This window comes from Simkaniaceae bacterium (assembly GCA_021734805.1).
GTDB lineage: Bacteria > Chlamydiota > Chlamydiia > Chlamydiales > JACRBE01 > Amphritriteisimkania.
The window spans coordinates 26,556-43,579 of record JAIPIG010000004.1; the positions used below are offsets into that span (position 1 = coordinate 26,556).

Consider the following 17,024-nt stretch of genomic DNA (forward strand, 5'->3'; position numbering starts at 1 on the left):
TCTTCGACTCATTTCGGTATACATTTATCAAACACTATAGCGGGATTTAAAAAATGTTCTAGAAAAAAAGAATCAAATCACAGAGAATCCCCCGAGTATTATACCACTGACATCATGATGCATTGCCTTAGAAAGACGATTGTCACCTATATCCTTTTCACTATATTCACTGCTTTTCAAGCAAGCGCCCAACCATTGTCTTTGATTAATTCGGAATATATACGATCTCATCTCACTTATGAAGCAGATTGGGCAGAGAGTCATGAAGCAGAGGGCGATTATTTGGGTTGTGGGATGCTCTATTATGCCTTAGCTTATGTGAAAAAAGCTAAGCTGAGTGTTTGTTTAGGCTCCGGTGGAGGGTTTGTGCCTCGCATCATGCGCCAAGCTCAAAGAGATCTCAAACTGGTGAAAGCAAGGACCATCCTTATCGATGCAAATACCGGTTCCTATGGCCGACCCCAATGGCTCTCAAACGATCATTTTTTTAAAAAGGCTTTTCCGGATATAGAGATCATAATGGATTTGACATCAAATGTTGCCCATGCCCACCCGGAGTGGAAAATTGATTATCTTCATATCGATGCTGATCACTCTTTTGAAGGCGCTATGAGCGATTTTTATAATTATCTGCCCCTAATGAATGAAGAAAGTATGATCACGTTTCACGACACGAATGGTTTATTACCCTGCTCTAAAGTCATCAAAATTTTAAAAAAAAAGAAATATGAACTAGTAAACTTCAAAGAGTACGGTGCCGGAGTTGCCATTATTCACCTCCATAAGAAACACCCCAAAAGGTAACTTGTGATCATCCTATTTTATCCTGATTTTTTATTTGAGAGTGGGGCATCGAACTGAAGTAATCATAGAATATTGCTCGGGGCGGGACTCGAACCCGCACAGCCTTGCGACCGAGGGATTTTAAGTCCCTTGTGTCTACCATTCCACCACCCGAGCACAGATTGAGTGAGGAGAGACACTTAATTTACTGAAAATGGGCATTTTGAATCAAGGAAAACCATCATTTGAACTTCAGTACTCCTCGGACATAGCACTTTAGCTATGCCCTCCTTCCCAACTTTGTGAGAAATGCGGGCTAGCCCTTGTTTTTGCGTAAAGTCAGTGATCAAAATTAATCTTTACGCCTTTATTTTTTGAAAATGCTATACGCTGAGTTTTGAGTTAGATAAGGGAAAAATCCTATGAACCGGCAGCAGACGCCTACCTGGCATACTCTTGAAATCGACAAGCTATTTGAAATGTTAACATCTTCTGAGAATGGTCTGAGCGAAACAGAGGCAAAAGCTCGCCTCAAACAATATGGTGCAAATCAATTAACAACTAAAAGCCGGATCACTTTTTGGGGGATTTTAGCGCGACAAATTCATAGCCCCATTGTCTATGTCTTAATTGCATCTACAGCATTGGCACTTATCATTCGAGAATGGATGGACGCGTTAGTCGTTTTTTGTGTTGTGGTTTTAAATACACTGATCGGATTTATTCAAGAATATCAGGCTCATCGCACGATTGAGGAGCTAAGTGCAATGCTCCCCCATCTAACGACGGTATTGAGAGATGGGAAAAGAAAAAAAGTCCCTTCTTCACAGCTTGTTCCCGGCGATATAGTTCTTGTAGAAGCAGGAGATAGTCTAGCTGCCGATCTCCGTTTTATTCATACTCGCCATCTAAGCGCTGATGAATCAACTCTCACGGGTGAATCCGTTCCTTGCTCTAAAGAACCGTCAACATGCTCCTCTAACACCCCATTATCGGAAAGACAATGCATGGGCTTTAGCGGTACGCATATCGCATCAGGAACAGGAGTGGGCATCGTCGTCGCAACCGGGATCAAAACCGAATTTGGAAAAATTTCAGAATTAATTGAAAAAACAAAACCATTAGAAACGCCTCTTTCAAAAACACTCAAAGAAATTGCCCACGCCATCACCTGGGGTGTTTTGGCTGCAAGTTGTCTTCTATTTATCATCGCTTATCTCAAAGGACATGTATTTTTTGATGCAGGTCTTGCTGCAATCGCTCTTGCCGTAGCGGCGATTCCCGAAGGGCTTCCGGCTATTATTACCATTGCCTCATCAATTGGCATACGGCGCATGTCTAAAAAAAATGTCATCATCCGTCAATTACCCGCTGTTGAAGCGCTTGGCAGTACCAATGTGATTTGTACGGACAAAACGGGAACCCTCACCTATAATGAAATGACGGTCAGACAAATTTGGACACCATTAGGGTTGGCTCATGTCAGTGAAGGGGCTATTGAATCTCAGTCGCCTTCTCATCAAGATGAAATCCATGTTTTATTCAGAGATGCCATATTATGTAGTGATGCAACGCACCAAGTAGGAGATCCAACGGAAATTGCCCTGATTGTTGCAGGGAAAAAAGCCCATCTCGATGAAGGGCTACTTCGAAAGCAATGGGATAGAATTGATAGCATCCCTTTTGAATCTAAACATCGGATGATGTCTGCTCTTCATCGCTCGAAGGAGGGAGAAACCCTATTAATGATTAAAGGGGCTCCGGAAGAGATCCTCTCTTACTGCTCAGTTCCGTCTGAAAAGGCGGCCATTAATCATACCATAACATCAATGACAAGCCAGGGCATGCGCATCCTGGCTATTGCAGAAAAGCAAAGCCATCAAGGCGATCATATCGACATGCAACAATTTGGGCATGACTTTCGACTTTTAGGTTTTATTGGAATGATCGATCCTCCAAGACAGGGTGTATATCAAGCGATTGAAACCTGTCAAAATGCGGGAATTGTCGTTAAAATGATCACAGGCGATCACCCTCTAACAGCTCAAAAAATCGGACAAGAACTCAATCTGCTCCAAGAAGGCAATGTCATTGCAGAATCGGATATGCAGCATTTTTCCCTATCTGAATGGCAACAAAGTATTCAAAATAACCATATTTTCGCACGCATATCACCGGAACACAAATTGAAACTTGTCGAAATTCTGCAAGAAGGCGGAAATGTCGTTGCAATGACCGGTGATGGTGTTAATGATGCACCTGCATTAAAACGAGCAGATATCGGTATTGCAATGGGAATTAAGGGAACGGCAGTTGCCAAAGAAGCCTCCGATATGGTTCTTGTCAATGATGACTTTGCAGGCATTGAAGCCGCTATAGAAGAAGGGCGGCGCATTTACGATAATCTGGTCAAGTCACTCAGCTTTGTTTTCCCAACAAGCTTGGCTCAAGCTCTGATGGTTATGATCGGGATCATTTTTTTCCCAACAAGCCATTCAACCCTACTTCAGCCCATTTCTCCTATTCAAATCTTATGGGTGAATTTGATCGTTGCAGTAGCTCTTGCTCTTCCCCTTGCCTTTGAGGAAGCGGAACCTAATATTATGCACCGCCCCCCTAGAAAAAAAGATTCGAAACTCTTTGATCGAAATTTTCTCATCTCGATGGGGCTAGTTGCGTTGGTTATGGCGCTGGCAGCAACAGGAGTCTTTCTGTGGAAATATCTCATTGATATTCGACAAGATGTGCCCCATGTCATGGCACTTGCCCACGCACAAACACTTGCAGTGACAACGATTATCCTCTCTCAAATGCTCTATCTATTTCACTGCCGTACTTTGCATCGCGGCGCCTTTCAGTTTGCATTTTCTACCAATCCCATGATCTATATTGGCGTCTTTTTTGTTCTGATTGCTCAACTTTGTTTTATTTACATCCCATGGATGCAAACTGTCTTTCAATCGGGCTATCTTGGTTGGCATGAATGGGGAATTGCTCTATTAGGGACGAGCGTTTTAGTACTATTTATCAAAATGAGTGTGATATTTCAGCGCAAGAAACCTGGAGAATCATAAAAGTAAGGCCCGAATAAATTCGGGCCTTACCTTATTCTTGATCATCACGTTCAGATAAACTATGCAGTGGATTTTCATCTTCTTCAAGACGCTCCTCTGCATGCGTTTTACCGATGGGTTCATCTTCTTCGGGAGAAGAAGCGATTTTTAATGGTTCATTCGATAACGATTCAGGAAGTAGTTCATTATCCTGCTCATCATTATTCGGCATTTCTTCGATCCAAATAGGATCAAGGCTGTCCGTTGGAACTAGTACATCACTCGGTTCATGCTCTCGATGGCCTTCCATCGCAGCTTCAACGGTTTCAGGAAGAATGACTTCATTTGACTCTTCACCAATCGCCTTATAACGGCTTATGGTTTCAGAAATCAGTGTTGTTGGGGGTGGAATCAGAGTTTTGATATGAGATGTGGTTGGAACCATCCCCCCTTCAGGAAGGGCCTTAGACGGCTCAAATTTTTCCTCTTTTTTCTCGTATCCTTTTTTCTTTTTTCCACGTTTTTTTCTTTTATCCCCGCTAGAGGCAGAAGTAAATTGTTCTTCCTTCTCTTCGGGTGTTTTTATAGGCTCTTTTCCTCCTGCAATTTTGATTGTCTTGTCAATAGTAGCGCTTTTTAACATCACTTTCGATTCACGCGCTTCAACGACTTCAAAATCACTGACAGGTAATAAAAAGGCCTTAGGTTTTTCAGTCGAGCGATAAAAAATAGCTCCACCAAATGAGACGATTTCCAGAGCATCAATTGAATACTCTTCAACGTCTTTTCCTTTGCTGTTTCGAACCACGAGTTTGAACCCATCTTTTGGTGTGATGATCGTTTCAATGATTGGTTCTCGTGTAAAATTCACAGTTAGTTCCGGGTTAATAATTAATTTTTAGTTGCCATATGCTTGATCAAATCGCAGACTCGGCTCGCATAGCCTATTTCATTGTCATACCATCCTACAAGCTTAAAAAAGTTTTCATTTAAAGCGATGCCCGCATCTCTATCAAAAATACAAGAAAGAGGACTGCCAATAAAATCAGTGGATACTACAGGCTCATCCGTGTAGCCCATAATCCCTTTTAGCTCTCCATTTGAAGCATTTTGCATGGCTTCACATATTTTATCATATGTCGTTGATTTAGTCAGCCTAACAGTTAAGTCTACGACAGAAACATCGACAACGGGGACTCGAAAAGCCATTCCGGTGAGTTTTCCCTTTATTTCGGGGATACATAGCGCCACTGCTTTAGCAGCACCGGTACTTGCCGGAATAATATTTGACATGGCAGAGCGTCCGCCACGTAAATCTTTTTTTGAGGGAGAATCGACAGTAGGCTGCGTTGCTGTCACAGCGTGAATAGTCGACATCAAGCCCTCTTCAATCCCAAAATGATCGACAAGCACTTTAATCATAGGCGCAATGCAATTTGTCGTGCACGATGCATTGGAGACAATATGATCTTCAGCGGGATTGTATTTTTTGTGATTGACTCCCATGACATAATGAGGAACATCTCCCTTAGCAGGAGCCGAAATAATCACTTTTTTTGCACCGGCTTCCAAATGCTTGGCAGCATCTTCCTTATGGGTAAAAAAACCGGTTGACTCGACGACTACATCAACTTTTTCCTCTTTCCATGGAATCGAGGCCGGATCTTTGTAAGCAAAAATCTGGACTTGTCTTCCATCTACAGTAAAGTGATTTGAATCAGGCCGAATATCTGCCTTAAAAATGCCATGCGTTGAGTCATATTTTAATAGATAAGTGAGATTTTCAGGGGGGACAAGGTCATTCACTGCAACAATTTCTATATCATCTCGGCCATGCAAGAGTCTAAAAATAGAACGTCCTATCCTTCCAAAACCGTTAATTCCTACTCGTATTTTCATAGAATAGTGTCTAGCCTCCCAAATGAATTGATATCCTCTTGCACTATAATCAAGAAAATCGCGATTGTAAAGAAAGATTTTGCAGATCTAACCCGCATTTCTCACAAAGTTGAGCCCTCTTCATCTGCACCTGTCCGGCTATCTTTTCGATAGGACTCATCACCAATATCTTGAGGATATTGGCTCTTCCGCGCTAATGGTATTACAGGGGCCTTTTGAGCGAACGCCTTCGCTTCACTCAAGCCCGCGACTTTGCAAAAAAAAACCCGAAATTAAAATTTCGGGTTTAAATCATTCACAGATAAAAGGAGCGATTAGTCATTGATATACTGAATAATGCATTTTTCAGCACCATCGCCTATACGTGTATTCAAACGTACAATGCGAGTATATCCACCTTGTCTATTTTCAAATCTCTTTCCCAAATCATTAAAAAGCGTATCAATGATTTGACGGTCGACATTTAAAAGCGACTTATTACCCTTTTTAACACTTCTAGCTTCTTTCGAAGAAAGAGGGTTATATCTGAGCATTAGTTCCGATTGAACTCTTCTCTTGCTAGCAAGGGTATTCTTTTTTGCTAATGTGATCATCTGATCAGCATGTCTCTTTAAGATTTTTGCTTTAGCAACAGTTGTTTCAATCTGACCATTAGAAATCAACGACTTGAGCATATTCGCAACAAGACATCTTCTATGACCAATTTCGCGACCTAATTTAAAAGTATTCTTTCCATGTCTCATGATTCTTTCCCCATTTTTTCATTCAAGTATTCACGAATGACATCATGAACATTGTCCTTTGTGACTCCGTATTTTGAAAGATCCATACCTAAGTGAAGGCCCATTTCATCGAGTTTTGCTTTTATCTCATTCAATGATTTTTTACCGAAGTTTCTGAATTTCAACATATCAGATTCCGGCATAATGACGAGTTCAGCAATCGTATCGATGTTTGCTTGTGACAAACAATTTGTCGATCTGACTGAAAGCTCAATCTCATTGATTCTAAGACATAGCTTGTTCATGATGACATCTCGATCAGATGGCGCTTCTTCCTCTTCAGCCTCAAAAATGATGGGTTGGAACTTAAGCTCTTCAAATACGTTCAAGTGCATAATTCCAATCTGTGTGGCAAAAGATAACGCTTCCTGAGCAGTTACACGACCATCCGTCTTAACTTCGAGAACAAGACGATCAAAATCCGTATCTCTTCCTACACGTGTATTTTCAACAAAGTAGTTGACTAAACGTACCGGAGAGAAAGGAGAATCAATTGCGATTTCATCAACAATTTTATCCTCAATAAGATGTCTTTCCGAAGGAACATATCCCCTTCCGATAGCAATCTTAAGATCAACTCGTCTCTTCGTTGGCTTCGTCACCGTAAAAATACGCTGTTTAGGATTGACAATATCATAAACGTTGCCTTCAATAAGATCTTGAAGAGTCACGATATACTGTCCATTGCCTTCCTTAATCATTTCCTCTGTGACGTCAACTGTTTTAACTAAGTGACGCACACGTCTAGATTGCGATTCTTGATCAGAGGGGAGTTTTCTTAGTAAGGCATTTTTAAGATTAAGAATGATATGTGTCATATCTTCAACAATCCCTTCAGAAGCCATGAACTCATGAGCTATCCCCTCGATTTTAACAGAAATAATCGCAGGCGCTTCTAATGAAGTTAGCATGATGCGTCGGAGAGCATTCCCCAATGTATGCCCAAAACCTCTTTCAAGTGGTTCTGCGATAAAACGAGCATATGACTGTCCGTCATCACTCTCTTCTACTTTAATTGAAGTAGGCAATTCAAATTTGCCGTACCTTACTCCCATAATCTATCTCCCGTGAGATTATAAATTCACATTACCTGAAATTGACCCACTGTAAGTTGCATCAATATTCAATGCGCCTTGACCTAAATCGGCCTTTCGCAACTTAATTATACGCGTCTTCTTTTTCTTGGACGACATCCATTATGAGGAATGGGCGTTCTGTCGCGGATCGCCGTAATTGCGAGTCCCGAACCTTGGATCCCCCTCACTGCAGACTCTCGTCCGGCTCCGGGTCCTTTCAAGTTAATTTCGACTTCCTTCATTCCCATTGACATTGCAATTTTAGCGGCATCTTGTGCAGCTACGGTCGCAGCAAATGCAGAGGATTTTCTAGAACCTGAAAAGTTCGATTTTCCTGCAGAGGCCCATGCTACAACATTGCCTGATAAGTCAGTAATAGAAACAATTGTATTGTTGAATGTCGCTTTAACATGAACAATGCCAACCGGGAAAGAGCGAGCACCTTTTTTTCTGGATTTCGCTACGGGCTTTTTAGCCATAGATTTTTTTTCTGCTTGTTTAGCCAAAGTGTCTCTCCTTCAAATTACTTCTTAGCTATCTTTTTATTTGCTATCGTCTTTTTCTTTCCCTTTCTAGTGCGCGCATTGGTCGAGGTTCGCTGTCCGCGAACAGGCAGATTAGAACGATGTCTAGTTCCTCTATAGCAATTGATGCTGACTAATCTCTTAATATTGTTTTGGACTTGTCGTCTTAAATCCCCTTCAACAACGTAGTCGTTTTGAAGAAGAGAGTTAATTCTAGAAATATCTTCCTGTGTCAGCTGACTCGCCCTCATATCCGGATTAAGAGATAATTTCTGAAGAATTTCATTTACAAGGTTGCGTCCAATACCATAAATATATGTTAAGCTTACTGCTAACTTCTTGTTGGGTGGAATATCGATCCCGATCACTCGAGGCATGTTGTTTTTCCTTATCTTTTAACTTTAAGGCTATAAAAATTTAACATATTCCCTTAAAGAAATCAATGTTTAGTGCAAGTGAACTAATTAAAATACCTGTGAAAATATTTTTTATTAGCCATTCAATTAAATTCTTGCTCTTGTTGTCTTCTTCTTGGTCATAAAACCATCATAACGTTTCATAATGAGATGTGACTCAACTTGCTTCATTGTATCGAGGACAACCCCGACTAAGATGAGCAATGAAGTCCCACCAAAAAAATGACTGATTGAAGCATCTACATTTAATACCCTACTCACTAGAGTGGGTAAAACGGCAATGAGTGCTAAAAAAATCGCTCCAATAAAAGTAACGCGATTCATTGTCGATTCTAAATAATCCTGCGTTGGTTTTCCTTGTCGGATCCCCGGAATAAAGGCCCCATTCCTTTTCATATCAGATGCAATCTGCTCAGGATGAAACTGAGTCGCCGTCCAAAAGTAGGTAAAAAATAGAATAAGGAGCATGTAAATGACAGTATAGGTCCAGCTTCCCGGAGTCAAAGCATGAGCAATTTGGCCAATCCAATTCGAAGAACTAAAAAATTGAGCAACGGTTGCCGGGAACATCAATAATGATGACGCAAAAATCACCGGAATTACGCCGGCATAATTAATCTTAAGTGGAATATGAGCATTCCCGCCTTGGACTTCTTGTCGACCAACAACACGTCTTGCATATTGCAGAGGAATGCGTCTTTGCCCTTGGATAATCAAAATTGTTCCCACAATAATCATCGCAAAGACACCAATTAACACAACAAGGGATGTAAAACTCAACTGTCCCGGTTCTTGCGACTCCAAATTGAGCTGGCGAATGATCGATCCTAATGTTCGAGGCAGAGAAGAGACAATCCCAACTGTAATAATCAAGCTGATCCCATTTCCAATGCCTCTCTCAGTGATTTGTTCACCAATCCACATTAACAAGACCGTTCCTGTTGCCATTGTAAACATCATCACAATATAGAAAAGGACAGGCGTGTTAAAAAGAGTTACGTCAAGGAGCTGCTCTAAAATAATACCCGGAGAGGATGCATTAATCGAAACGGCATAGCGGGCATAGACTCCCGATTGGAATAGGGCAAGAAAAACTGTCAAAATGCGCGTCCATTTTCCAACTTTCTTTTTACCCATTTCCGGATTTTCTCTCATATCTCTTTGCAGAGACGGAACGAGAGCCATCATTAATTGTAAAATAATCGATGCCGTGATGTATGGAACGACTCCAAGGGCAATGACAGTCATCTGCGCAAAAGCGCCCCCGGAAAAAATATCAACTAATTGAAAGAGGTTTTGTCCGCCCCCAACAGCTGATCTGAAAGCACGAAGAGCTTCGTCGCCGTTTATTCCCGGAACGGGAATATAAGCCCCAATCCTACAAAGACCAAGCATTAACAGAGTAAAAAGAATCTTTGATTTAAGGTCTTGGAGAGAAAAAATGTGCTTTATCTTATCCAACATCGATCATTCTCGTTGTATTAGTGATTATCGCTAGCCTACTATACTATATTTTAAAGAAAGTTTTTGCAATTCTTCTTCTGCTTTTTTTGACAACGCATTGACATGCACTTCAACTTTCTTATCCAAATTACCGTTCGCAAGGATTTTAATTTGCGCTGTAGTATTTCTTGGAATGATCCTTTTAGCAATAAGTGAATCTCTGTTCACAACTTCTCCATCTTCATAATCATGTGAAATACGAGAGAAGTTTATAGCTATGACTTCTTTTTTGAACTGAGCATTTGAAAAACCTCTATGAGGCAGCTTTCTATAAAGAGGGAGCTGACCACCCTCGTTACCGAGACGTCTTTTGTATCCTGCTCTCGATTTAGCCCCTTTATTTCCACGACCTGATGTTTTTCCCCAGTTTGACCCGATTCCACGACCCACTCTTTTTCTGGAAGCGCGTGGGCGGTGCGTATTTTTTAAATTCGAAAGGACAGACATCTTAGACTACTCCGCGTTGTTGTAATACTTCGTTACGACTTTTAAGACTTAAAAGGGCTTTAATTGTCGCTCTTACTAGGTTAATTGGGTTGCTTGATCCCATGCTCTTCGCCACAACGTCCTTAACCCCGCCTAACTCGAGAACAGAACGGACCTTTGATCCGGCAATAACTCCCGTTCCTTCGCTAGCTGGCTTTAAGAAGACTTTCGCTCCATCCCAACTCATAATCACTTCATGAGGGATTGTTGTGCCTTCCATTTGAAACGAAATGAGATTTTTTCTAGCTGACTCACTCGCTTTTTTAATCGCATCAGCCACTTCATTCGCTTTAGCAAAACCAAGACCAATTTTCCCCTCGCCATTTCCAACTAAAATCAAGGCAGAAAAGCTAAAACGTTTTCCCCCTTTAACAGTTTTCGAACAACGATTAATATGAAGGACTTTTTCTTCCAAATCTGTTTTATTGACATCAGCTTGACGTTGCTTCTTTTTATCTTGAGCCATCTAAAAAAACCCTGTTTTAAAATTTTAGTCCCGCTTCTCGAGCTGCATCAGCAAGCTCTGCAAGCAATCCGTGATACTTATTATGCCCACGATCAAAGACAACTTTTTCAATATTTTTTTGCTTTGCTAATTCAGCAATTTTTCGTCCAATTGCTTGTGCGGCGCTCTTTGATTTTTTGCAATTATCAGAACCCTTTTCTTCTTTTGAAAGCGTTCCATAACTCGCCATCGTCAGTCCGTTTTCATCATCGATCAGTTGTGCAAAAAGATGCTTATTTGATCTATAAACAGAAAGTCTTGGCTTTTGCGCATCTCCTTTAAGTTTTTTTCTAACTCTTAAGGCGCGTTTTTCTCTTAATTTTTTTGATTGTTTGATGTAATTATACATACTTTTTCCCTATCTATTTGCTTTTCGCAGATTTACCGGCTTTTTTACGTACATATTCGTTTTCATAACGAACGCCCTTACCTTTATATGGCTCAGGAGGTCTCTTAGAACGGACATCTGCTGCAAATTGCCCAACAAGCTGCTTGTCACATCCCTCAATTAAAATAGAAGTACTCTTATCCACTGCCACTTTTAATCCTGATGGAATTTTTAAAGAAAGTGGATGTGAAAATCCAAGCTGTAAATCGAGAGCATCGCCCTTAAGAGCAGCTCTGAATCCCACTCCAATTAGAGTAAGCTTCTTTTGGAAGCCCTGTGATACTCCAATGAGTAGATTATTGATCAAAGCACGATAAAGCCCTAAGAATGACTTATCAAACTTCTTTTCATTCACCTCAATCATCACTGCTTCATCTTTGATCTCTAGCTCAATCCCTTCCGGAATATCTAAAGTCAGCGCTCCTTTCGGACCTTTTGCAGTGGCGATTCGATTGTTATAACTTAATTCAGCCCCTTTTGGAAAGGGTAGTGGTTTTTTCGCTAATCTTGACATTGATTTCCCCTAAGTATTACCAAATGCAGCACAATAATTCGCCACCAACTTTTTCATGTTTGGCTTTCGTTCCGCTCATTACGCCTTTTGACGTCGAGAGTATTGAAAGACCAAGACCTTCCATTACATTTGGAATATCTTTATATCCAACATACTTTCTTACGCCCGGCTTTGAATATCTTTTAAGCCCGCTAATGAGACATTCTTTAGACTTTGTGTATTTGAGAAAAATTCTCATACGACCTTTCTCTTCATCAATTAGAAAGTTCTCAACAAAGCCCGCTTCCTTTAAAACCTCAACAACAGATCTTTTCAGCTTACTCAAATAAATATCTACATAGCGGTGTTTTGCTAGTGCAGCATTTCTAATTCTTGTTAGTAGATCAGCTATAGGATCGCTTAGTGACATTTACAAATCCTCTTTTAATAAGTGTTAATGGGCAAATGGCATTCCGAGCTGAGCTAAAAGCTCCAAACACTCTTCATCTTTTTGGGCAGATGTAACAAACGTAATATCCATTCCCTGCGTTCTCTTAACTTTATCCAAATTCAACTCCGGAAAAACCTGTTGATCGTCAAGACCAACAGTGTAGTTGCCCATTCCATCGCCTTTTCTTTTAAATCCTCTAAAGTCTCTGATTCTAGGGCTAACAATGTTGCAAAAACGATCTAAAAAATCATACATGCGCTTGCCGCGAATCGTGACTTTAATTCCGATAGGTTGCTCTTCCCTCAGCTTAAAGTTCGAAATAGCCTTTTTCGCTTTAGTTACAATAGGCTTTTGCCCCGAAAGCATCATCATCTCTTCAACGTGATCTTGCATGACATTTTTATCCTTAACAGCCTCTTTCACTCCCATATTGAGAACGATTTTTTTCAGCTGCGGAATTAAATGCGCATTTTTATAGTTAAATGTACCTTGAAGTTTTGCTTTTACTTCGTTATCATACTTGTCTTGAAGACGCGATCTACCCATATCTTCTTCTTCTATTTTTTAAGTGTTCTAAATAATTTTTCTTCATGTCCGGCGATCAATAATTCTTTCTTTGCGCCATCTCTTTTCACTTTCAATTTGATTCTTTTTCCGCTGTCATCGCAAAGAGCTACATTAGAGATGTGAATCGGTTTTTCAATTTCAACAATTTCAGAAGGTCTATCTTGACTTCGAGACTTCATGTGTTTTTTGCGCACATTCACCCCTTGAATAATGACCTTACTCTCTTTTCTCGCCAGTACGATTCCTGTCAATCCTTTGTCATTTCCGGAAGTAACAAGAACTTTATCGTCTTTTTTTATCCATTTACTCATATTTTTCCCTATCTATATGACTTCAGGAGCCAGTGAACAAATTTTTACAAAACCATTATTTCTCACTTCTCTTGCCACAGGGCCAAAGATGCGAGTTCCCTTTGGATTGAGCTTATCATCGATAATTACACAACTGTTATCGTGGAACTTGAGATAAGAACCATCCTTTCTGCGAATCGAATTTCGAGTACGAACAATCACCGCTTTGATGACCTCTCCCTTTTTGACATTCGCTTTTGGTTCGGATTCTTTTACTGAACAGACAATCACGTCTCCAACTCTTGCATAGCGTCTTCTTGTTCCGCCTAAAACTCTGATACATCTAACGCTTTTTGCGCCTGTATTATCAGCTACATCTAGGTTAGTCTCTTCTTGAATCATTCTTTATACTCGCTTTTTCGCTTTAACTTATACAACCTCAACTACACGCCATCTCTTTAATTTGGAGAGGGGTCTAGTTTCCACAATTTTTACCTTTTGACCAACTTCTAATACCTGATCCGTGTGAGCATAGTATTTCTTAAAACGGGTCACAACTTTACTAAACTGAGGATGGCTAAAAGTACGATCAACTCTTACGACAACAGTCTTATCCATTTTGTTAGATACGACTTGTCCCAATTTCGTTTTTCTGCTTAGTTTTTTTTCCATAGTTTTATTTCCCTGCCTTGATCTTACGATTTAGAACTGTGAGGACTCGAGCTCTATCTCTCTTCTTTTGCGTAAGTTCATGAGGCTTTTCTAAATTGCGGCTCATTTTAAGTTCGCTCCTTAGCTGAAAGATCTCTTTATGGAGATCGATCGCCATTGCTTCTAAGGCCTCAATTGTTTGTGATTCAATTTCTTCCATTTTCATCGTGCCTATACCCCTTTATACTCTTTCGACTCTGTCAACAAATCGCGTCTTTAAGGGAAGCTTGGCAGCAGCTCTAACTAAAGCTTGCTGTGCTTCTTCTCTAGTCACGTTTGCAACTTCAAATAGAATCTTCCCGGGTTTTACTGGAGCGACCCAATGATCAACAGCTCCTTTACCTTTACCCATTCGAGTTTCAGCCGGTTTTTTTGTAATAGGTTTGTCTGGAAAAATACGAATCCAAACTTTACCTTTACGGCTAAAATAACGGCTAATAGCAACCCTACAAGCTTCTATTTGTCTATTTGTGATTTTCCCTCTCTCAAGGACTTGCATTCCAAACTCGCCGAATTCTACAAATTCACCGCCCTTCGTTAGGCCGCGTAAAGAACCCTTCTGTTGCTTTCTGTATTTAGTGCGTGATGGCAGTAACATCTAATTCGACTCCTAAGACTTATTAAATTCTTCACCTTTATTAATCCAAACCTTGATTCCAATTGAACCATAGGTCGTTTCTGCGCGCGCCGTAGCATAGTCAATATTAGCACGCATTGTATGTAGAGGAATTCTACCCTCTTTATACCACTCGGTACGAGCAATTTCAGCACCGCCTATACGGCCGGAAATAGCAACCTTAATTCCTAAAGCTCCTGCATCCATTGAGCTTTGAATCGCCTTTTTTAAAGCTCTTCTGAAAGCAACACGTCTTTCAGTTTGCTTCGCAATTGACTCGGCAACTAGTTTAGCATCAAGATCAGGGCGCTTGATTTCTTCAACTTCGATCCAAACTTCCTTTCCGGTAAAGTTTTTAAGATCTTTCTTTAAAATGTCGATTTCAGCCCCTTTACGACCGATCACTAAACCGGGTCTAGCCGTATGAATCGTGACTTCAATTTTGTCACTCATTCTCTTTACACCGATAAAGGAAGTTCCTTGGCAGCATGGTTTAGCGAGCAAATACTTTCTGATTTTCATATCTTCCTGTATTTGATCCCCAAAGGTTCTTTTGTCTGCAAACCAAACAGATTTCCAATTCTTTCTTATGACTAACCTAAAACCAAATGGTGATGTCTTCTGTCCCATTCCCTTACCTTATATTTGTGTTGTTGGTTCGACGACGACCGTAAAATGGCTCGTTCTTTTCATAACAGGTACTCGTCCACCACGACTTTTTGATTTCGCTCTTTTGATAATGGGTCCCCCATCAATGCGCACTTCCTTCACTTTCAAATCGCGACGTTGTACATTGAGTATATTTTCCGCATTTGCAATTGCACTGTTTAGCGTCTTAAGAAGAAGCCTTCCTCCTCTTATATTTGAAAAAGATAGTTGCAATTGAGCTTCTTCAACCTTCAAACCACGAATGAGGCCTGCCGCTAATCTCGCTTTTCTTGGAGCGATGCGAACAAATTTTGTAATTGCTTTTCCGTATTGCATTTAATCAACCTTCCTTAGTGTGCCTTCTTTGTCCCTGAATGCCCTTTAAATACTCGAGTAGGGGCAAATTCGCCAAGGCGGTGTCCTACCATATTTTCCGAGACAAAAACCGAAAGAAACTTACGTCCATTGTGAACATCAAATGTATGCCCGACCATTTCAGGAATAATCATAGAACGTCGAGACCAAGTCTTTATCACTTTTTTTGTCCCTTCGACGTTTTGCTTCTCTACTTTAGTGAGAAGATGGTGGTCTACAAATGGTCCTTTTTTTAATGATCTACCCATTCAGTGCCTCACTTCCTTCGATCTTTTAAAATCAATTTTTTGCTCTTTTTCGGATTTCTAGTTTTGTATCCTTTTGTCGGTTTAGCCCATGGAGTTTGCGGCAAATAACCATTGTGCTTTCCCTCACCACCACCATGTGGGTGATCAACAGGGTTCATCGCAGTTCCACGTACTGTTGGTCGAAATCCTCTCCAACGCATACGACCTGCTTTTCCCTCAACCCGAAGACTCCATTCAGCGTTAGAAACAACCCCAAATGTCGCTTTACAGGTCTCTTTTACCAATCGCATTTCACCTGATGGCATTTTGAGAGATGCATAGCCATTGCTTCGCGCAGCAAGCTGAGCTGAAAGACCTGCGCTTCGCACAAATTTTCCTCCCCTTCCGGGATAAAGCTCTACATTGTGAACAACCGAACCAATTGGCATGTCCTTTAACTGCATTGCGCAACCTGTTTTAAAAGGCGCATTTGCTCCAGATAATAGAACATCACCTTCCTTTAAACCTTCCGGAGCGATGATATATCTTTTTTCTCCATCAGCATAATTTAAAAGAGCAATAAAAGCAGAGCGGTTCGGGTCATACTCAACCGACGCAACCTTCGCTTGAATCCCATCTTTATCGCGCTTAAAGTCAACCTGACGATAAAACCTCTTATGACCACCTCCACGATGACGACATGTGATATGGCCATGATGGTTGCGCCCATTTGTTCTACGCTTCACACTTAAAAGTGATTTTTCCGGATCTACAGTTGCTCTCTTCCCCTCTTTACGAGTCAATTGCATGTTAGTTGGAAGAACAAGCTTTCTCAAACTCGGAGTAACTGGTCTAAATTTCTTTACCATAAACTATCAATTCCTTTTGCCTAAACTTGATCATCAATCATATCGCCGGCAGCGAGAGTAACAATCGCCTTTTTCTTCATTGCTGTCTTTCCAAGTCGGCCTCTAACGCGACGCGCTTTGGGCTTCACATTGATCGTGTTAACAGCTTTCACTTTAATTTTCTTGTCCTTATAAATCTCTTCAAGAGCCTGAGCTATCTGAGTTTTATTTGCATTTTTATCGACGAGAAACACATATTTTGGCTCATCGCATTTTGCAAGAGACTTATTGCTCTTAGCTGTGTGCAAATTTTGAAGGACATTTGCTTTTTCAGTCATGTAACGTGATTTAATCACTGAGTATGCATTTTTCTTAGTCATCAG

The 17,024-nt window shown here is 40.7% G+C and carries 25 protein-coding genes and 1 tRNA gene; 2 read left to right on the plus strand and 24 right to left on the minus strand.

Translation table 11 applies throughout. The features are described from left to right. The first annotated feature begins 114 nt into the window (after window positions 1-114). Entirely contained in the window at window positions 115-804 is a 690-nt protein-coding gene (locus tag K9M07_01350) for a class I SAM-dependent methyltransferase (GenBank protein ID MCF7851868.1), read from the plus strand. Between the two features lie 73 nt (window positions 805-877). Here the strand turns inward: K9M07_01350 and K9M07_01355 are convergent. Continuing rightward, window positions 878-960, minus strand: a tRNA-Leu gene (locus tag K9M07_01355). A 245-nt stretch (window positions 961-1,205) separates the two neighbouring features. On the opposite strand from K9M07_01355, the gene K9M07_01360 reads away from it, so the two are divergent. Next, entirely contained in the window at window positions 1,206-3,857 is a 2,652-nt protein-coding gene (locus K9M07_01360; protein ID MCF7851869.1) for an HAD-IC family P-type ATPase, read from the plus strand. Window positions 3,858-3,888: 31 nt separating this feature from the next. On the opposite strand, the gene K9M07_01365 is transcribed toward K9M07_01360, so the two are convergent. From K9M07_01365 to rplW, 23 genes are all read right to left on the minus strand, one after another. Beyond that, window positions 3,889-4,707 carry a hypothetical protein gene (locus K9M07_01365; protein MCF7851870.1) on the minus strand — a complete coding sequence of 273 codons (819 nt, stop codon included), beginning with the start codon at window positions 4,705-4,707 and terminating at the stop codon, window positions 3,889-3,891. 20 nt (window positions 4,708-4,727) lie between these two features. Continuing rightward, window positions 4,728-5,735 (minus strand): type I glyceraldehyde-3-phosphate dehydrogenase, encoded by a 1,008-nt coding sequence (gene gap / locus K9M07_01370; protein MCF7851871.1) that lies wholly within the window; start codon window positions 5,733-5,735, stop codon window positions 4,728-4,730. A 314-nt stretch (window positions 5,736-6,049) separates the two neighbouring features. After that, the gene (rplQ, locus tag K9M07_01375; GenBank protein ID MCF7851872.1) at window positions 6,050-6,478 is read right to left on the minus strand and encodes a 50S ribosomal protein L17; all 429 of its coding nucleotides are present in this window, start codon (window positions 6,476-6,478) and stop codon (window positions 6,050-6,052) included. Then, window positions 6,475-7,572 (minus strand): DNA-directed RNA polymerase subunit alpha, encoded by a 1,098-nt coding sequence (locus K9M07_01380; GenBank protein ID MCF7851873.1) that lies wholly within the window; start codon window positions 7,570-7,572, stop codon window positions 6,475-6,477. The genes rplQ and K9M07_01380 overlap by 4 nt, the downstream gene beginning before the upstream one ends. A 107-nt stretch (window positions 7,573-7,679) precedes the next feature. Beyond that, the gene (gene rpsK / locus K9M07_01385; protein ID MCF7851874.1) at window positions 7,680-8,072 is read right to left on the minus strand and encodes a 30S ribosomal protein S11; all 393 of its coding nucleotides are present in this window, start codon (window positions 8,070-8,072) and stop codon (window positions 7,680-7,682) included. Window positions 8,073-8,116: 44 nt separating this feature from the next. Next, entirely contained in the window at window positions 8,117-8,494 is a 378-nt protein-coding gene (gene rpsM / locus K9M07_01390) for a 30S ribosomal protein S13 (protein MCF7851875.1), read from the minus strand. A gap of 126 nt (window positions 8,495-8,620) precedes the next feature. After that, a complete protein-coding gene (secY, locus tag K9M07_01395) occupies window positions 8,621-9,997 on the minus strand; it encodes a preprotein translocase subunit SecY (GenBank protein MCF7851876.1) in 1,377 nt (458 codons plus the stop codon). A gap of 30 nt (window positions 9,998-10,027) precedes the next feature. Continuing rightward, a complete protein-coding gene (rplO, locus tag K9M07_01400; GenBank protein ID MCF7851877.1) occupies window positions 10,028-10,483 on the minus strand; it encodes a 50S ribosomal protein L15 in 456 nt (151 codons plus the stop codon). 1 nt (window position 10,484) lies between these two features. Then, complete coding sequence (gene rpsE, locus K9M07_01405; protein ID MCF7851878.1) at window positions 10,485-10,988, minus strand: 30S ribosomal protein S5; 504 nt, start codon at window positions 10,986-10,988, stop codon at window positions 10,485-10,487. A 16-nt stretch (window positions 10,989-11,004) separates the two neighbouring features. After that, the gene (gene rplR / locus K9M07_01410; protein ID MCF7851879.1) at window positions 11,005-11,376 is read right to left on the minus strand and encodes a 50S ribosomal protein L18; all 372 of its coding nucleotides are present in this window, start codon (window positions 11,374-11,376) and stop codon (window positions 11,005-11,007) included. Window positions 11,377-11,389: 13 nt separating this feature from the next. Further along, on the minus strand, window positions 11,390-11,929 hold the full coding sequence (gene rplF / locus K9M07_01415; GenBank protein ID MCF7851880.1) for a 50S ribosomal protein L6: 540 nt from the start codon (window positions 11,927-11,929) through the stop codon (window positions 11,390-11,392). 16 nt (window positions 11,930-11,945) lie between these two features. Further along, window positions 11,946-12,338 carry a 30S ribosomal protein S8 gene (rpsH, locus tag K9M07_01420; protein MCF7851881.1) on the minus strand — a complete coding sequence of 131 codons (393 nt, stop codon included), beginning with the start codon at window positions 12,336-12,338 and terminating at the stop codon, window positions 11,946-11,948. A gap of 24 nt (window positions 12,339-12,362) precedes the next feature. Continuing rightward, window positions 12,363-12,905 carry a 50S ribosomal protein L5 gene (gene rplE, locus K9M07_01425; protein ID MCF7851882.1) on the minus strand — a complete coding sequence of 181 codons (543 nt, stop codon included), beginning with the start codon at window positions 12,903-12,905 and terminating at the stop codon, window positions 12,363-12,365. Window positions 12,906-12,916: 11 nt separating this feature from the next. Further along, the gene (rplX, locus tag K9M07_01430) at window positions 12,917-13,237 is read right to left on the minus strand and encodes a 50S ribosomal protein L24 (protein MCF7851883.1); all 321 of its coding nucleotides are present in this window, start codon (window positions 13,235-13,237) and stop codon (window positions 12,917-12,919) included. Window positions 13,238-13,249: 12 nt separating this feature from the next. Continuing rightward, the gene (rplN, locus tag K9M07_01435) at window positions 13,250-13,618 is read right to left on the minus strand and encodes a 50S ribosomal protein L14 (protein MCF7851884.1); all 369 of its coding nucleotides are present in this window, start codon (window positions 13,616-13,618) and stop codon (window positions 13,250-13,252) included. A gap of 27 nt (window positions 13,619-13,645) precedes the next feature. Next, entirely contained in the window at window positions 13,646-13,888 is a 243-nt protein-coding gene (gene rpsQ, locus K9M07_01440; GenBank protein MCF7851885.1) for a 30S ribosomal protein S17, read from the minus strand. A gap of 4 nt (window positions 13,889-13,892) precedes the next feature. Next, window positions 13,893-14,093, minus strand: a complete 201-nt coding sequence (rpmC, locus tag K9M07_01445) for a 50S ribosomal protein L29 (protein MCF7851886.1) — start codon at window positions 14,091-14,093, stop codon at window positions 13,893-13,895. A 15-nt stretch (window positions 14,094-14,108) separates the two neighbouring features. Then, window positions 14,109-14,525, minus strand: a complete 417-nt coding sequence (gene rplP, locus K9M07_01450; protein MCF7851887.1) for a 50S ribosomal protein L16 — start codon at window positions 14,523-14,525, stop codon at window positions 14,109-14,111. Window positions 14,526-14,537: 12 nt separating this feature from the next. After that, entirely contained in the window at window positions 14,538-15,173 is a 636-nt protein-coding gene (gene rpsC, locus K9M07_01455; GenBank protein MCF7851888.1) for a 30S ribosomal protein S3, read from the minus strand. A gap of 9 nt (window positions 15,174-15,182) precedes the next feature. After that, window positions 15,183-15,527, minus strand: a complete 345-nt coding sequence (gene rplV / locus K9M07_01460; protein MCF7851889.1) for a 50S ribosomal protein L22 — start codon at window positions 15,525-15,527, stop codon at window positions 15,183-15,185. 14 nt (window positions 15,528-15,541) lie between these two features. Further along, window positions 15,542-15,814 carry a 30S ribosomal protein S19 gene (rpsS, locus tag K9M07_01465; protein MCF7851890.1) on the minus strand — a complete coding sequence of 91 codons (273 nt, stop codon included), beginning with the start codon at window positions 15,812-15,814 and terminating at the stop codon, window positions 15,542-15,544. Between the two features lie 8 nt (window positions 15,815-15,822). Continuing rightward, entirely contained in the window at window positions 15,823-16,662 is an 840-nt protein-coding gene (gene rplB, locus K9M07_01470; protein MCF7851891.1) for a 50S ribosomal protein L2, read from the minus strand. A gap of 20 nt (window positions 16,663-16,682) precedes the next feature. Beyond that, entirely contained in the window at window positions 16,683-17,021 is a 339-nt protein-coding gene (gene rplW / locus K9M07_01475) for a 50S ribosomal protein L23 (protein ID MCF7851892.1), read from the minus strand. Window positions 17,022-17,024: the final 3 nt, after the last annotated feature.

Excerpts from the sequence above, each read along its gene's own strand:
- rpsM (MCF7851875.1), bottom strand. The coding sequence starts at position 8,494 with ATGCCTCGAGTGATCGGGATCGATATTCCACCCAACAAGAAGTTAGCA.
- rplN (MCF7851884.1), bottom strand. The coding sequence starts at position 13,618 with ATGATTCAAGAAGAGACTAACCTAGATGTAGCTGATAATACAGGCGCA.
- rpsQ (MCF7851885.1), bottom strand. The coding sequence starts at position 13,888 with ATGGAAAAAAAACTAAGCAGAAAAACGAAATTGGGACAAGTCGTATCT.
- rpsE (MCF7851878.1), bottom strand. The coding sequence starts at position 10,988 with ATGGCTCAAGATAAAAAGAAGCAACGTCAAGCTGATGTCAATAAAACA.
- rplE (MCF7851882.1), bottom strand. The coding sequence starts at position 12,905 with ATGGGTAGATCGCGTCTTCAAGACAAGTATGATAACGAAGTAAAAGCA.
- rplW (MCF7851892.1), bottom strand. The coding sequence starts at position 17,021 with ATGACTAAGAAAAATGCATACTCAGTGATTAAATCACGTTACATGACT.
- rpsS (MCF7851890.1), bottom strand. The coding sequence starts at position 15,814 with ATGGGTAGATCATTAAAAAAAGGACCATTTGTAGACCACCATCTTCTC.
- rplV (MCF7851889.1), bottom strand. The coding sequence starts at position 15,527 with ATGCAATACGGAAAAGCAATTACAAAATTTGTTCGCATCGCTCCAAGA.
- rplP (MCF7851887.1), bottom strand. The coding sequence starts at position 14,525 with ATGTTACTGCCATCACGCACTAAATACAGAAAGCAACAGAAGGGTTCT.
- rplO (MCF7851877.1), bottom strand. The coding sequence starts at position 10,483 with ATGTCTGTCCTTTCGAATTTAAAAAATACGCACCGCCCACGCGCTTCC.
- K9M07_01350 (MCF7851868.1), top strand. The coding sequence starts at position 115 with ATGATGCATTGCCTTAGAAAGACGATTGTCACCTATATCCTTTTCACT.
- rpsH (MCF7851881.1), bottom strand. The coding sequence starts at position 12,338 with ATGTCACTAAGCGATCCTATAGCTGATCTACTAACAAGAATTAGAAAT.
- secY (MCF7851876.1), bottom strand. The coding sequence starts at position 9,997 with ATGTTGGATAAGATAAAGCACATTTTTTCTCTCCAAGACCTTAAATCA.
- rplX (MCF7851883.1), bottom strand. The coding sequence starts at position 13,237 with ATGAGTAAATGGATAAAAAAAGACGATAAAGTTCTTGTTACTTCCGGA.
- gap (MCF7851871.1), bottom strand. The coding sequence starts at position 5,735 with ATGAAAATACGAGTAGGAATTAACGGTTTTGGAAGGATAGGACGTTCT.
- rpsK (MCF7851874.1), bottom strand. The coding sequence starts at position 8,072 with ATGGCTAAAAAGCCCGTAGCGAAATCCAGAAAAAAAGGTGCTCGCTCT.
- K9M07_01380 (MCF7851873.1), bottom strand. The coding sequence starts at position 7,572 with ATGGGAGTAAGGTACGGCAAATTTGAATTGCCTACTTCAATTAAAGTA.
- K9M07_01360 (MCF7851869.1), top strand. The coding sequence starts at position 1,206 with ATGAACCGGCAGCAGACGCCTACCTGGCATACTCTTGAAATCGACAAG.
- rplF (MCF7851880.1), bottom strand. The coding sequence starts at position 11,929 with ATGTCAAGATTAGCGAAAAAACCACTACCCTTTCCAAAAGGGGCTGAA.
- rplQ (MCF7851872.1), bottom strand. The coding sequence starts at position 6,478 with ATGAGACATGGAAAGAATACTTTTAAATTAGGTCGCGAAATTGGTCAT.
- rpsC (MCF7851888.1), bottom strand. The coding sequence starts at position 15,173 with ATGGGACAGAAGACATCACCATTTGGTTTTAGGTTAGTCATAAGAAAG.
- rpmC (MCF7851886.1), bottom strand. The coding sequence starts at position 14,093 with ATGAAAATGGAAGAAATTGAATCACAAACAATTGAGGCCTTAGAAGCA.
- rplR (MCF7851879.1), bottom strand. The coding sequence starts at position 11,376 with ATGTATAATTACATCAAACAATCAAAAAAATTAAGAGAAAAACGCGCC.
- rplB (MCF7851891.1), bottom strand. The coding sequence starts at position 16,662 with ATGGTAAAGAAATTTAGACCAGTTACTCCGAGTTTGAGAAAGCTTGTT.